Genomic DNA, 14,414 nt, shown 5'->3' with positions numbered 1-14,414 from the left:
GGGGGACCCGCAGGTGCCCTTGGCCACGAGCGTCTCGACGTCAGGCCTGCGCCATCCCTTTCTGCCGCTCCTTGCGGAACTCGCTCGGCGTCGCCTCGAAGCGCTGGCGGAAGCGGCGGCTGAAATGGGCCGAATCCGAGAAGCCGCACTCGATGGCGATCTTAGCGAAGGACTTGTTGGAGGTCTCGACCATATGGCGGGCGAGCGACAGCCGCATCTCCATGAAGGCGGCGCGCGGCGAGGTATCGAGCGCGTTCTCGAAATGGCGTTCGAGCCGGCGCTTGGTGATCCCGAGGTGCCGGGCGATCTGGCCGACGGACAGCGGCGCATCCAGGCTTTGCTGCACCAGCAGCAGCGCCTTCCTGACCAAGGGGTCGGAGGTGTTGAAATCGAGCGTCGGGCTCGGCTGCGGCGCCTCGCCGACCTCCGCTCCATTGATCATCATGATGTGCAGGCTCTTGGTCGCGGCCGCCTTGCCGAGATGCCGCTCGACCAGAAAGGCCGCCAGATGGGCCGCGCTGGCGCCGCCCGGACAGGTGAGGCGGTCGCGATCGACGATGAAGATCTGGTCGGAGACCGGCTGGAGACCGTCGAACTGCTCCAGGAAATCGGTGTGGTGGAACCAGCTCACGCAGCAGCGATAGCCCTCCATCAAGCCGGCATGGTGCAGGATGAAGGCACCGGTGCACACCCCCACGAGTGGCACCTTCGCCGCGGCGGCCTGCTGGAGATAGCGCGAATAGGCCGGGCTGAGCTTGGGAACCTCGTCGATCAAGCCGCCCACCACCACGATATAGTCGAACTTGCCGGGATCCCCCAGCCTCTCACTGGGCGCCACCACCACGCCGCTGCTGGAGGCGATTGGGCTCATGGTGTCGGACAACACGCTCCATTCGAAGCGGATCGGCCGGCTGCGGTCGCCTTCATCAGCCGCCAGGCGCAGCACGTCGACGAAATTGGCAAAGGCGTTCAGGGTGAAATGCCGCGCCAGGATGAAGCCGACGGACAGCCGTGGCACTGGCCTAACGGACCGGGCCGGCTTCCTTGTTCCCGCTTCGCTCACGCCTGTGGCTCCCCTCGCCGGACGTCGCACATGTAACATCCGACCGACGCATTCATTCTATTCTTGCCGGCGAGGGCTAGCAAGATGCCGGGATCGGGCCGTTTTTCTGCGGATCGGGCAATTCTGTTGCGCCCGTCATACAAGTCATGGCGACGACGGCCTTCATGCTCTAAGAAGAGGATGGGGATATCCGATTTGGGATGGAGGGGACAGTCCATCGACAGCAGGTATTTCCATGAATATGGTAGAAGCATACCAAAGATTCTTGCGCTATAGACCGCGTTCCGCGCGTCTTTTTCCGATCGTATTCCTCGGCCTGGCCACCACGCCGGCCCTGGGACAGTATCAGCCTCGGGAAACCTTTGCCCCGCGTCCGCTGACGCAGGCCGTCAACGCCTATCGCTCGGCCAATGGCCTGCCCGGCCCGCAATATTGGCAGAACAAGGCCGATTATCAGATTCATGCGACGCTCCAGCCCGACCAGCCCGCCATCAGCGGCGACGAGGTCATCACCTATACCAACAACAGCCCCGACCGGTTGAGCGAGCTCTGGCTGCAGCTGGACCAGAACATCTACAAGGCCGACAGCCGCAGCAGCTACGCCAACGGCAAGCCACGCGAGGGCACCACGGACGGCTTCGTGCTGGACAGCGTCGAGATCGGCGGCGGCAAGGCTGCGCCGGTTTCCTTTACCGTCAGCGACACCCGCATGCGCATCGCCCTGCCTAGGCCGCTGGCCGCCAAGGGCGGGCAGATCAAGCTCCATATCCGCTATCACTTCGCCATTCCGGGCGAATGGGGCGGGCGCATGGGCTGGGGCAAGGCCAAGGCCGGCCCAGTCTACGAGATCGCCCAATGGTATCCCCGCATGGCCGTCTATGACGATATCCGCGGCTGGGACACGCTGCCTTATCTCGCCCAGGAATTTTATCTCGACTATGGCGATTTCGATTATTGGGTGACGGCACCGAGCGCCATGCTGGTCGCGGGCTCGGGCGAGCTCGTAAACCCGCAGGAAGTGCTGACATCGGAGCAGCAAGGCCGGCTCAAGAAGGCCCGCGCCAGCGACAAGACCGTGACCATCCGCAGCGTCCCGGAGATCGACGATCCCAGGTCACGCCCCAAGAAAGACGGCACGCTGACCTGGCATTACCGCATGAAGGACAGCCGCGACGTGGTTTTCGCGGCCTCCGCCGCCTTTGCCTGGGATGCAGCGCGCATCAACCTGCCGGCCGGCAAGTCGGCGCTCGCCATGTCCTTCTACCCGGCCGAGAGCCAGGGCAGCGAGCGCTGGGGCCGCTCGACCGAATATCTCAAGGACGCCGTCGAGCGCTTTTCGGCCCGCTGGTATCCCTATCCCTGGCCGGTCGCGGTCAACATCGCCGGCCCCGACGATCTTGCCGGCATGGAATATCCCGGCCTGCTCTTCGACGGCATCGGCGACAAGACCAAGGACCTGTTCTGGATCACCGCCCATGAGATCGGCCATACCTGGTTTCCGATGGTCGTCGGCTTCGACGAGCGCCGCGACGCCTGGATGGACGAGGGCTTCAACACCTTCATCGACGTCTATGAATCGGACGATTTCAACCACGGCGAATATGCGCCGAAACGCGATGTCGAATATGCGCCGGGCGGGGGTAATCCGGTCGACGAAATCATCGAGGTCTTGAAGGACCGCGAGGCGCCCCCGATCCTCTCGCGCGCCGACACGGTGATCGAGAAATACCGCCATCCGGTGACCTATTTCAAATCGGCGCTCGGCCTCGTCCTGCTGCGCGAACAGATCCTGGGGCCGGAACGCTTCGATGCGGCCTTCCGCCAGTTCACCGCCGCCTGGGCCTTCAAACATCCCAAGCCGGATGATTTCTTCCGGGCGATGGAAAGCAGCGCCGGCGAGGACCTGTCCTGGTGGTGGCGCGGCTGGTATGACCACAACTGGACGCTCGACCTCGCCATCGACAAGATCGGCCCCGTGACCGACGACAAGGACAAGGACAACAAGGCCAAGGCGCCGAAGGGCACGGCGATCACCATCGGCAGCCACGACAAGCTGGTCATGCCGGTGACGTTGCGGGTCGACTTCGCCGACGGCGGCCATCGCGACTATCGCCTGCCCGCCGAAAGCTGGATCAGGCAGCCCGCGACCACCGTCATCGTCGAGCCGGGCAAGACGGTGGTGCAGGCCACCCTCGATCCCGACCACAAGATCCCCGACCGGAACCGCGACAACGATAAGCTGCGCCCCGGCGCCAAATAGCGCACCGGTCTGCCGTGCCCGTGAAAGGGCACGGCGATTTGATCTGGCGAGAGGCCATAGAACCTGCTCGTTTCAAGCAATCGTGGACGTTGCCTTTCGGCGCCGATATCGTCCCGACTTCACTCCGCCAGTTGGAAGGCCTCGAACCGCCCCAGCGCTTCCTCGATCGCCGGCTTGTGGGAAGCGGCATCGCCCTCGCCGACCCAGTTCCATTGCTGGATCAGCATTTTGCCGGCGGCACGGTCCGTCTTGAGATCGATGGCCGCCACGATTTCCTCGCCCACCAGCACCGGCAGGGCGAAATAGCCGAAAACCCGTTTTTCCTTCGGTACATAGGCTTCGAAGCGGTGATCATAGTCGAAGAAGAGCTTCAGCCGCTTGCGCTGGATCACCAGGGGGTCGAAGGGCGAGAGGATATGCACGAGCTCGGCCGGCGGCGCCTCGGCGGCACTGTCGAGCGTGGCGGGGCTGGCCCAATGCTCGGTCTTGCCCGCGCCTTCGACCTCGACGGCGACGAGCTCCTTGCGCCGCACCCGGCTTTCGAGGCGCTCGCGCACCGCGCCCTTGCGGCCGGCATCGAGATGGCAGATCGAATCGAGGCTGACGAGGCCCTGCGCACGCAGCGCCCGGTCGATGATGTAGTCGAGCCGCTGGCGCTCGGTCGCCGGCTTGGGCTTGAGGTCCCGCTGCTCGGTCCAGCCGAAATGGCGCTCCATCAGCTCATAGGTCTTCACCATGCCTACCCGGGCGCTGATGGTCAAAACGCCGGTATAGAAGGCGAGCTGCAGCGCCTTCTTGGAAGGCTTGCGGCTGGCCCAGGGATGGGTCTTCTCCACCAGCACGTCGTCGTCGATGTCGCGGATGGTGAGAGGCCCGCTTTTGCGGATCAGGGTCAGGACCTTGCGCAGATCCGATTTTGCCACGCTCTCGAACCAGCCATTGGGCTTGTCGAGATAGGCCTTCATATCGGGCAGGAAGTAGCGCAGGTCCTGCGTGGGAATATAGGACAGCGCATGCGTCCAGTATTCGAATACGGATTTGTCGGCGCTCTGCGCCTGGACGAGGTGGTCGCGGCGGTAATCGGGGATGCGCGTCCACAAGATGTGGTGATGGCTGCGCTCGATCACATTGATGGTGTCGATCTGCACATAGCCAAGATGCGCTGTCGCCGCAGGGGTGGCTTGGGGGCCATCGCCGAAAGGGGCGAGACTGTCGAGGCGCTGAGCCCGGAGCCAGATGCGCCGGGCCTGCGTCTTGTCGATGAAAGGCGGTTTACGGGGCATGGAAGCTTCATTTCAAAGCGGAGCGGCTGGGACCGCGAACGTCCCCGTCCGCTCTTCCCAGCCTTCATGCCCAGCAAGATAAGTTTTCCCGGCCGAGTCGCCAGCCCGGCCCGCCATTTTGTTCACGGAACGTTTCGTCCAGCAGACTCAGGGCACGTAGAGGATCTTGACCTCCCCCGGCCCTGCGGGCCTCGCGATGATGGCGGGCACCTCCGCCAGCTTGACCTCGCGCGAGATCAGTGCGTCGAGATCGAGCGCGCCGCTGGCCACCAGCTCGGCCGCCCGTCGATGCGTGAACGGATTGATGAAGGAGCCGAACACCTTCAACTCGCGGAACAGGATATCGAAGGGCTCGACCGCCACCTTCTCCCCCTGCGCCATGACGCCGAGGATCACCACCGTGCCGCCAGGCCGGGCGAGCTGGAAGGACTGCTCCACCGTCTCAGCCACGCCGGCGCACTCGATCACCACGTCGGCGCCGCCGGGCAGCAGGCCGTCGGGACCAGTGACATTGGCGATGAAGTCGCCCTGGGTGGGATCGATGCTGGCGGTCGCTCCCACACGCTCCGCCAGTTCGCGTTTCACGGCCTGGCGGGTGGAAAGCACCACGCGCGCCGCACCGGCGAGCCTGGCCAGTTGCACCGTGATCAGCCCGATCACACCGCCGCCGAGCACGATCACCGACGAACCAGCCTGGATGTCGGCGATGTCGATGCCGTGCAGGCAGCAGGCGATCGGCTCGCAGAAGGCGCCATGGCTGGCCTTCAGGGACAGCGGCAACTCATGGGCCTGCTGCTGCGGCACGATCACATATTCGGCCAGGCCCCCGTCGCGGTGGATGCCGATGGCGGTGAGATTGCGGCACAGATTGATCCGCCCGTTCTGGCAGTGCACGCAGCGCCCGCACACGATGTTGGGATCGCCCGTCACCCGCATGCCAGGACGAAAGCCCTGCACATCTGGGCCGAGCTCCTCGACGATGCCGCAGAATTCGTGGCCCAGGGTCACCGGCGGCTTGGAAGGAAACTCGCCCTTGAGAAGATGGCGGTCCGTGCCGCAAATGCCGGAGGCCTCTACCCGCACCAGGAGATCGCCCGGACCGGGCTTGGGCCTGTCCACGTCCTTCAGAAAAAGCTCACCCACTGCATCGAGCCGCACCGCCTTCATCGTTTCCTCCTGCAACTTTATAATCTGCGGCCATGCTCCTAGCCCCGGCGCGGCTTGGCAAGACTGGAAGGGCAGATGAGACGAAATTAATCCGACAATATGCCCATGTGGACCAGCCTGCATTTTTGCGGCGGCCCCTTGCCAAATGAGGCAGGGTGCCGTCCCACTTGGATCCGATATTTCGAGAAGCGGGTCTTTCATGTCCGACATTCTGTTGAACGCCGTTGCCGGGGCCCTGGCAGGTGCTGCTACGACATTTGCCATTCTGCGGCTGCGAACGAAAGCCTCAACCGATACCCAGCAAACCCTTGCCACTCGCGAAGCCCCTCCTCCGCAATCTCAGCAATTGCCGGAACAGGAACCGCCCGCGTCCTCCGAGAGCATTCCCGCCGCCATGGCGCGAATCAATCAGAGTTTGGGGCCTCTTGCCGAAGAGGTGAGCCATCCGCGCGAGCTGGTCGATCTGCCCAGCTTTCAGGATGCGCTGGCACAGCTGCAGCGCCCCGACGCAACATTGGAGAGCGTGCAGAATTACGCCCTGGGCGAGAACTGGCCATTCGCCTGTGCCGCCTTCCTGGCGCTCTGTGAGCGGCCGGATCGGCACGTTCTTTCCGAGGCAGTGCTCCGGCACCTGCCCCATACCCGCCCCTATGTGCTGCCCTACGCGCTGCGTTTTCTCACATCTCTGGAACCGCGACCGGCAACCGGCCTTTCCCTGCTCGCCGCGCCGTATTGGTGGCAGCAGAATCCCGTCCTGCCCGGTTTCTTCGAGACCTATTTCGACCGCAGCGCCGAATTGGGCGATACGCCGAGTTTCGGCGCCGGGCTTTCCCTGAACGCCGAGATCGACGCTGCGCCGATCGAGGCCTTCCTGGAAAAGGTCCATCATCCCTTCGCCGCACAATTGCTCGCCGCGCTGAAAACCTGGCAGGCAACGCGCATAGATCGCAAATTCCTCAAGAGCGTCGGTACGCTTTGGGATGACGAGGAGGAAGATAGCCTGCTCGTCTCCCCCGCGGCCTGGCGAAACAGTCTTTCGGCCGCCGAAGCGGCGGTCCGGTCAGCCAAGCCGCGCTCCGTGCTGGTAAGCGGCAAGCCGCGCATCGGGAAGAGCTCGTTCCTGCGTTTGCTCGGCATCCGGCTGCGCGGTGAAGGCTGGACCGTCTTCGCCGCCACCGGCAACGAGCTGATGGCCGATCAGATGTATATCGGCCAACTCGAGGGGCGTGTTCGTCTGCTCGTCAATGCCCTGCATTCCCGCCGAAAGATCATCTGGTTCGCGGGCGACCTCTGGCAACTGGCCGGCAGCGGCATCCATCAGGGCCAGACCGCCAGCATTCTCGATCAGATCATGCCGGCCGTGGTTTCCGGCGATCTCATTTTGATGGGCGAATGCAGCCAGGCGGCAGCGACGCGCCTGTTCCAATCCCGTCCATCCCTGCGCTCGGTGATCGAGGCCGTGCCATTGGATGCCATGAACGAAAATGAGACCAGGGAACTGGCTGCCGAATTTGGCCATCGGATCACCGCGGCAACCGACATTGCGGTCGCTCCACTGGCGGTGTCCGCTGCCATGGAACTTGCCCAACATTATCTGGGAAGCGGCCAATTGCCGGGCGCTGTGCTGGAACTGATCAAGCGCGCCGCAGTCCATTGCCAGCATGCGGGCGAGCCTGAAGTAACCGCCCAAAGCGTCGTCACGACGCTCTCGCAGATCTCCGGCCTGCCGCAAGTCATCCTCGACACCACGCAGAAAGTGGACCTGGCGGATGTCACGCGATTTTTCGCCGGTCGCGTCATCGGCCAGGACGAAGCCGTGAAAGCCGTCATCGACCGCATCGCCATGCTCAAGGCCGGATTGACGGATCCCGGCCGCCCGATCGGCGTCTTTCTTTTCGCCGGCCCGACCGGAACCGGCAAGACCGAACTGGCCAAAACGCTGGCATCCTATCTGTTCGGTTCCCCCGACCGCATGACCCGGCTGGACATGAGCGAGTTCCAGACAGCCGAATCCACCAGCAAGATTCTCGGTCAGCGAGGTGAAACGGGTTCCGACGCCTTGATCGACCGCGTTCGCAAGCAGCCCTTCTCGGTCATTCTGCTCGACGAGTTCGAAAAGGCCCATCCCAATTGCTGGGATTTGTTTCTGCAGATCTTTGACGACGGCCGCCTCAGCGACGCCGACGGAAGGGAGGCCGACTTCCGCCATTGCTTCATCATCCTCACCTCAAATCTGGGGGCCACCGCTCATCGCGGCAGCGGTATCGGTTTCAGGGCACAGTCGGGCGTTTACGGAGAGGATCAGGTTCTCACCACCGTCGGCCAGACCTTCCGGCCCGAATTCGTCAATCGCCTGGACAAGATCATCGTATTCCGGCCGCTTTCGCGCGACCTGATGCGCAGTATCCTGCACAAGGAACTCGCCCTGGTGCAGGAACGGCGAGGCCTGAAGGAACGCAACTGGGCAGTGGAGTGGGAAGCCAGCGCAATCGAGTTTCTGCTCGATCACGGCTTCACGCCGACGATGGGCGCAAGACCGCTCAAACGCGCCATAGACCAGCACCTGCTCGCCCCGCTGGCAGCCACGCTGGTCGAACATCGTTTTCCCGAAGGCGACCAGTTTCTGTTCGTACGCTCCAGCGGCACGGCAATCGAAGTCGAGTTCGTCGATCCCGATGCCGATCCGGCGCAAGCGGGCGTTCCGGAAGCACCGGCCAGCGCTGCGCTTTCCCTACCCGCCATTCTGCTCTATCCGAGCGGCTCGCCCGCGGAGAGCGGCTATCTCGACGCGGCCTGGCAGCAAATCCAGGGCACTCTGAGGGATAGCGCCTGGACCATGCTCGAAGAGGAGTTGCGTGCGGTGATGGCAGATCCTCAGATCTGGTCACGCGCCGACCGCTTCGAGATCTTCACCCGCCTCGAACTCATGGATCGGGTGAAGGAGGCGGCTCGAACCGCCGAGCGCCTCAGCCAGCGCTTCAAGGCCGTTGCGAACCGTACGAGCCGTTCTTCCCGGGAACTGGCATCGCGGCTCGCCCTGCAACTTCACAATCTCCGCGAGGGGATCGAGGACGTTTCGGCTCGAAGCCCGGTGGATGTTCTGCTGCGCGCGGTTCCAACCCTCGATAATGACGCAAACAATCCACATGCCGAGGCCTGGCGCACGAGACTATGGGCAATGTACCGCAACTGGGCGGACAAGCGCCGAATGCAATGGCGCGAATTCCCGTCCCCTGACGGCAAACGGCTCCCGATCTTGCATGTTACCGGATTTGGCGCCTTCCGAACCCTGTTGCAGGAAAATGGGCTGCATGTCCTGGAGGATACAGGCAAGGAAGGCACCGTCCGCTCGGTTGTCCGCATCAGCATTGTCCCGGGCCCAACTTCGGAACTGCCGAGCGGCAAGGAGTATGGCACAGCTGCCGCCCTGCTCGATGCCAACGCCGGCGACCCGGTGATCGTGCGGCGCTATCGCGACGGTCCGGCGCCCCTGGTCCGCGATGTCCGGGGCTGGCGCAGCGGCCGGCTCGACAAGGTTCTCGGCGGTGACTTCGATCTGCTGGGGGCGTCGGCTCCCGCGGAGCGGCAAGATCGGGCGTGAGGATTGCCACTGGTGCTATAGAATGCCGCCATGTCCGACATATCTCCTGATTCTCAGCCCTCCAACGCCCCTGAATGGTCCGTCTCCGAGCTCTCCGGCGCGCTCAAGCGCACGGTGGAGGACGCCTTCGGCTATGTGCGCGTCCGGGGCGAGATCTCGGGCTATCGCGGCCCGGTGGTCTCGGGGCACGCCTATTTCGCTCTCAAGGACGAGGGCGCCAAGATCGATGCGGTGATCTGGAAGGGCAATTTCGCCCGGCTGCGCCAGCGGCCTGAGGAGGGCCTGGAGGTGATCGCCCATGGCCGGCTGACCACCTTCCCCGGCAAGTCCTCTTACCAGATCATCATCGACCGGCTTGAGCCGGCCGGCCTCGGCGCACTGATGGCGCTGCTGGAGGAGCGCCGCCGCAAACTCGCGGCCGAGGGCCTGTTTGACGAGGGCCGCAAGCGCTCGCTGCCCTTCCTGCCGCGGGTGATCGGCGTGGTCACCTCGCCCACCGGCGCCGTGATCCGCGATATCCTGCATCGCATCACGGACCGCTTTCCGCGCCGGGTCGTCGTCTGGCCGGTACGGGTGCAGGGCGAGACGTCGGCCGCCGAGATCGCCAATGCCATCGCCGGCTTCGACGCTCTGCCGGCGGGCGGTACCATTCCGCGCCCGGACGTGCTGATCGTCGCGCGCGGCGGCGGCAGCCTGGAGGATCTGTGGTCGTTCAACGAGGAAATCGTGGTGCGCGCCGCGGCGGCATGCTCGATCCCGCTGATCTCGGCCGTGGGGCACGAGACCGACTGGACGCTGATCGACCATGTCGCCGACCGCCGAGCCCCGACGCCGACCGGCGCCGCCGAGATGGCGGTGCCGGTCAGGGCCGACCTCTTCGCCAACCTGCACGATCTCGGTGCCCGCCTCACCGGCCATGCCCTGCGCATGATCGAGCGCCGGCGCCAGGACCTGCGCAATCTCGGCCGGGCCCTGCCCAGCGGCGAGGTCCTGCTCGCGACGCCGCGCCAAAAACTCGACCTTGCCGCCGGCCGCCTGGTGCATGCCCTCACCCTCAACACCCGCCGCCATCATCAGCGCTACGACGCCCTCACCCGCCGGCTGCTGACCCAGAGCCCCGCCAACCGGCTCGACCGCAGCCGCGACCGCTTCCATGCGGTCGCCGAGCGCCTCGAAGCCTCGGCGCGCATCGCCCTTGCCCGCAAGCGCGAGGCCTTCGCCGGCCGCGCCGCGCAGCTCACGCCACTGCTGCTGTCCCGCCGCAGCGAGGCTGGGCGCGAGCGCCTGCAAACTCTCGCCGGCCGCCTGCTGCAGGCCGCCGCCACGCGCACATCGGCCCAGCGCGAAAGGCTCGATCGTTTCGCCGTGCTCTTGGAAGCCTATTCCTACCAGGGCGTGCTGCAGCGCGGTTTTGCCCTGGTGCGCGACGAGCAAGGCCGCCCCATCCGCAATGTCGCGGCAGCCCAGGCGGCCGCGAGCCTTGACCTGCAATTCGCCGATGGCCATTTCACGGTTGGCAAGGGTATAGCGGCGCCGACCCCAAGCCCGGCGAAAGCCAAGCCGAAAGCCGGACAGGCAGGCCCGCAGCCGAGCCTGTTCGACGATTAGAAACGGCTCTGTTATAGTTTCGAGAAATTCTGCAAACACATAGGCCAGCGCCTCCATGAACCGTCACGAAAGCCGCATGACTTTGCCCGGCGAAGCACAGGTCCAGTACCTCGATTCCGATTTCCGCATTCTCAAGCCGGGCAATTATGTGCGTTGCGCCGTGACGGGCACGCATATCCCGATCGACGAATTGCGTTATTGGAACGTCGACCGCCAGGAAGCCTATGCCAGCCGGGAAGCCGTGCTGGAGCGGCTGAAGGGGCTTGGGGAGATCTGATAAAGCACGCGCAGGAAGCACCGCGGCTGGGACCGCGGACGCCCCGTCCGCTTTTGGAAACGCGCCGCCTGTCGGAAAGGAAGATGCGGACGTGGCCGCCACATTGAACGAAATTCAATGTGGCTGTCGTCCGCGGTCCCAGCCGCAGCGCTCACCCCGCCAGGCGGAAGCGGTTCACCAGGAAATCATGCATCGCGCCCTCGTCGTCGAAGGAAAGCCGGATCGGCACCGTCTGGCTGATCGAGGCAAGGCCGATGCGCGCCGGCCCTCCCGTGAGGCGGGTCATGTCCTTGGTGGTGGTCACGGGTAGGAGCTTGGCCGCCTGCGCCCGCGCCGCTATCCGAGCCGCCTCCTCCTCGCTGAAGGCATGGTGGTCGGCGAAGACCTCCGTCGCGGCGATGATGGCCCCCATATCCGCCAGGGTCTTGAAGAATTTCTCTGGACGGCCGATGCCGGCGAAGGCCAGCACCCGCTTGCCGCGCAGCGACGGGGCCTGCGGATCGAGGCCGATACGGGCCCGGAAGACGGCAATGCTCGAGCCGCGGGCGAAATCGTAGACCGCGGTGCCGGCATCGCCCGGCCCGATCACCACCACCGCCGAGGCAAAGCCGATCTGGTCATGGATATCGGCTCGCAACGGGCCGGCGGGAAAGGCAAGGCCGTTGCCGATGCCCGTCTCGCCGTCGACGGCGATGATCGAGCAATCCTTGTCGAGGGAGGGATTCTGGAAGCCGTCATCCATGATGATGATGCTGGCACCCTGCTCGATTGCAAGGGCCGCCCCGGCAGGCCGGTCGACGGACTTCACCGTCAGAGCCTTGCGGGCCAGCAGCAGGGCCTCGTCGCCCACCTTGTCGGCGGCGTCATCGGGTTTCACCACCAGCGGGCCCTTTTCGCTGCCGCCATAGCCGCGGGTGAGGAAGGCCGGGCGCTGGCCCGCCGCGATCAGGATATCGGCGACCGCCAGCGCCAACGGTGTCTTGCCGGCGCCGCCTAGCGTGAAATTGCCGATGCAGACCACGGGAACGCCGGCCCGGCTGCCCGGCTGGCGCATGCGCGCGGCGACCTTGCCGCCATAGAGACGGGCCAACGGCGCGAGCAGGCGGGCCAGCCAGCCACGCGGCCGGTACCAGAAGGCCGGCGCCTTCAAGCTGATGCGCGGCTTGAGGCTCATGGCCGCCTCGCCCCGAGCGGCAGCAGGGCAGTGAGCGTGCGCTCCAGCGCTCCGGTCAGCGTCGCGATCGCCCTGGCACCCCCCTCGGCGAGACGATCGACTTCCGCGGGTTCGTCCAGCAGCCGCGCGACGGCATCGGACAACTCGGCCGCGCCATGCACCACTACGGCGCCGCCCATACCGTCGAGCGCGCCATAGGCCTCGACGAAGTTCTGGACTTCCGGCCCGTGCAGCACGGCCGCGCCGAGCTTGACCGGCTCGATCGGGTTCTGCCCCCCCTTGCCGAGCAGCGACTTGCCCATGAAGACGATGCGGGCAAGGCGATAGAACACGCCCATTTCGCCGACCGTGTCGGCAACATAGACGTCGTGCCGTGCTTCCAGGGCGATGCCCCGCGAGCGAAGGGCGACGCTCAGTCCCCTTTCCCGCAAGGCAGCAGCGATCGCCTCGCCGCGCTCGGGATGGCGCGGCACGATCAGCGTCAGCAGGCCGGCAAAACGTTCCTTCTGCGCGGCATGCACCTCGCCGGCGAGCGCCTCCTCGCCCTCATGCGTCACCGCCGCAAGCCAGAGCGGGCGGCCTGCCACCGCCTGCCGCAAGCCTTCCAGCACGCCCGGATCGGCAGGCGGCAGCGGCGCGTCGAATTTCAGATTGCCGGTGACGACGACGCGCGGCGCCCCGAGGCTGGCGAAGCGCCGGCCGTCATCCTCGCTCTGCGCGGCGATGAGGTCGAAGCGCCCCAGCAGGGCCGCGCTGGTGCGCGGCACGCGGCACCAGCGCGCGAAGGAACGCGGCGACATCCGCCCATTGACGAGGGCCAGAGGGATACCGGCCGCCTTGATCTCAGCGATCATCACCGGCCAGAGTTCCGATTCCAGGAAACAGACGAGATCGGGCCGCCAGTGATCGAGAAAACGCCCGACATAGGAGGGAATGTCGAGTGGCACGAACTGATGGATCGCCCCGGCCGGCAAGCGCTCGGCCATCAGGGCCGCCGAGGTGACGGTGCCGGTCGTCATCAGGATGCGATAGCCTTCGCCGGCCAGGCGCGTCGCCAGCGGAAGCAGCGTGATGGCCTCCCCGACACTGGCGCCGTGCAGCCAGGCCAGGCGCCCCTCGGGCCGAGGCCGGCCGGCAATGCCGAGGCGCTCGGGCCGGCGCGAAGCGTCCTCCTTGCCGCGGCGCTGGCGCTTGTCCAGCAGCAGGCCGGCGAACGGGCGAAAGCAGCTCGTCGCCAGCCGGTAGGCCTTGAGGCTGAGGGGAAGCGCTACGCTCACGTGCCCGCCTTCACGAAGGTCCGCCCGACCATGGCATAGGCGGTGCGATGCGCCGCATCGAGGGCACTCTCCACCTCCAGGCGCTTTGCCTCCATCAGCGTCTTGTCGGCGTCCTCCGGCACATGCACGAGATCGCCGACCACGAAGGCGCCGCGCGAAAACGGCAGGTTGATCACGGCCTTGTCCCAGGTGGAGAGCTGGATCATGTTGGACGTCGCCACCGCGACCGGCACGATCGGCCGTCCCGACAGCCGCGCCAGCGTAACGATGCCGAGCCCGGCCACGCCGCCGGTGCGCGGCACATCCGCCGTCACCCCCACAGACTGGCCGCCCTTCAGCGTTGCCACCAGCTCGCGCAGGGCCGCCGGGCCCCCCTTGTGGTGCTGGCGCTGGGGCCTGCCGCCCGAGCCGCGCACCAGGCCGAGCCCCAGACGCGTCACCGCAACCGCATTGATCTCGCCATCGCCGTGGCGCGAGATCAGGATGCGGAACTCATGCCCCTCGCGGCGCATGAAGGGCACCAGGAAATGCTGCCCGTGCCACATCGCCACGATATAGGGATATTGATCGCGAATAGGCGCGTAGAGATCGGCCGGGCTGTCGGCAAAGCGGCTGGTGCCGTGCACGAGCTTCAGCCACGCGGCGAGGCCTTCGCCGATGGCCTTCTGCACGAAGCGGGATCGGCCGATATTCTTGATCATGCA

The 14,414-nt window shown here is 65.6% G+C and carries 10 protein-coding genes; 4 read left to right on the top strand and 6 right to left on the bottom strand.

All coding sequences use genetic code 11. The features are described from left to right. Positions 1–40: 40 nt before the first annotated feature. Positions 41–1,018 carry a GlxA family transcriptional regulator gene (locus J8I29_RS12055; protein WP_348536008.1) on the bottom strand — a complete coding sequence of 326 codons (978 nt, stop codon included), beginning with the start codon at positions 1,016–1,018 and terminating at the stop codon, positions 41–43. Between the two features lie 310 nt (positions 1,019–1,328). Here J8I29_RS12055 and J8I29_RS12050 point away from each other — a divergent pair, with 310 nt between their 5' ends. Further along, complete coding sequence (locus J8I29_RS12050; protein WP_209431815.1) at positions 1,329–3,323, top strand: M1 family metallopeptidase; 1,995 nt, start codon at positions 1,329–1,331, stop codon at positions 3,321–3,323. 119 nt (positions 3,324–3,442) lie between these two features. Here the strand turns inward: J8I29_RS12050 and J8I29_RS12045 are convergent, their stop codons facing one another. Next, positions 3,443–4,606, bottom strand: a complete 1,164-nt coding sequence (locus J8I29_RS12045) for a winged helix DNA-binding domain-containing protein (protein ID WP_209431814.1) — start codon at positions 4,604–4,606, stop codon at positions 3,443–3,445. Positions 4,607–4,753: 147 nt separating this feature from the next. Next, positions 4,754–5,773: a zinc-dependent alcohol dehydrogenase family protein gene (locus tag J8I29_RS12040; RefSeq protein WP_105862432.1), complete on the bottom strand. Its 1,020-nt coding sequence runs from the start codon at positions 5,771–5,773 to the stop codon at positions 4,754–4,756. A gap of 394 nt (positions 5,774–6,167) precedes the next feature. On the opposite strand from J8I29_RS12040, the gene J8I29_RS12035 reads away from it, so the two are divergent. From J8I29_RS12035 to J8I29_RS12025, 3 genes are read left to right on the top strand one after another with little or no spacing between them, the layout of a single operon-like run. Next, entirely contained in the window at positions 6,168–9,374 is a 3,207-nt protein-coding gene (locus tag J8I29_RS12035; RefSeq protein ID WP_209431813.1) for an AAA family ATPase, read from the top strand. 30 nt (positions 9,375–9,404) lie between these two features. Continuing rightward, a complete protein-coding gene (gene xseA / locus J8I29_RS12030) occupies positions 9,405–10,982 on the top strand; it encodes an exodeoxyribonuclease VII large subunit (RefSeq protein WP_209431812.1) in 1,578 nt (525 codons plus the stop codon). Between the two features lie 55 nt (positions 10,983–11,037). Further along, the gene (locus J8I29_RS12025) at positions 11,038–11,259 is read left to right on the top strand and encodes a DUF2093 domain-containing protein (protein ID WP_105862435.1); all 222 of its coding nucleotides are present in this window, start codon (positions 11,038–11,040) and stop codon (positions 11,257–11,259) included. 151 nt (positions 11,260–11,410) lie between these two features. Here the strand turns inward: J8I29_RS12025 and lpxK are convergent, their stop codons facing one another. Genes lpxK through J8I29_RS12010 form a run of 3 tightly spaced genes read right to left on the bottom strand, consistent with a single transcriptional unit; the run spans position 11,411 to position 14,411 of the window. Continuing rightward, positions 11,411–12,433: a tetraacyldisaccharide 4'-kinase gene (gene lpxK, locus J8I29_RS12020; protein ID WP_245196892.1), complete on the bottom strand. Its 1,023-nt coding sequence runs from the start codon at positions 12,431–12,433 to the stop codon at positions 11,411–11,413. Next, complete coding sequence (locus tag J8I29_RS12015; protein ID WP_209431811.1) at positions 12,430–13,710, bottom strand: 3-deoxy-D-manno-octulosonic acid transferase; 1,281 nt, start codon at positions 13,708–13,710, stop codon at positions 12,430–12,432. Before J8I29_RS12015 ends, lpxK begins: the two co-directional genes overlap by 4 nt. Next, complete coding sequence (locus tag J8I29_RS12010; protein ID WP_105862437.1) at positions 13,707–14,411, bottom strand: lysophospholipid acyltransferase family protein; 705 nt, start codon at positions 14,409–14,411, stop codon at positions 13,707–13,709. The genes J8I29_RS12015 and J8I29_RS12010 overlap by 4 nt, the downstream gene beginning before the upstream one ends. Positions 14,412–14,414: the final 3 nt, after the last annotated feature.

This window comes from Labrys sp. LIt4 (assembly GCF_017813775.1).
Taxonomy (GTDB): domain Bacteria; phylum Pseudomonadota; class Alphaproteobacteria; order Rhizobiales; family Labraceae; genus Labrys; species Labrys okinawensis_A.
Note: the sequence above shows the minus strand (reverse complement) of the source record. Positions and strands in the feature narration are given on the sequence as shown.

Coding starts and splice junctions, on each gene's coding strand:
- J8I29_RS12025 (WP_105862435.1), top strand. CDS start 11,038: ATGAACCGTCACGAAAGCCGCATGACTTTGCCCGGCGAAGCACAGGTC.
- lpxK (WP_245196892.1), bottom strand. CDS start 12,433: ATGAGCCTCAAGCCGCGCATCAGCTTGAAGGCGCCGGCCTTCTGGTAC.
- J8I29_RS12045 (WP_209431814.1), bottom strand. CDS start 4,606: ATGCCCCGTAAACCGCCTTTCATCGACAAGACGCAGGCCCGGCGCATC.
- J8I29_RS12035 (WP_209431813.1), top strand. CDS start 6,168: ATGGCGCGAATCAATCAGAGTTTGGGGCCTCTTGCCGAAGAGGTGAGC.
- J8I29_RS12010 (WP_105862437.1), bottom strand. CDS start 14,411: ATGATCAAGAATATCGGCCGATCCCGCTTCGTGCAGAAGGCCATCGGC.
- J8I29_RS12040 (WP_105862432.1), bottom strand. CDS start 5,773: ATGAAGGCGGTGCGGCTCGATGCAGTGGGTGAGCTTTTTCTGAAGGAC.
- xseA (WP_209431812.1), top strand. CDS start 9,405: ATGTCCGACATATCTCCTGATTCTCAGCCCTCCAACGCCCCTGAATGG.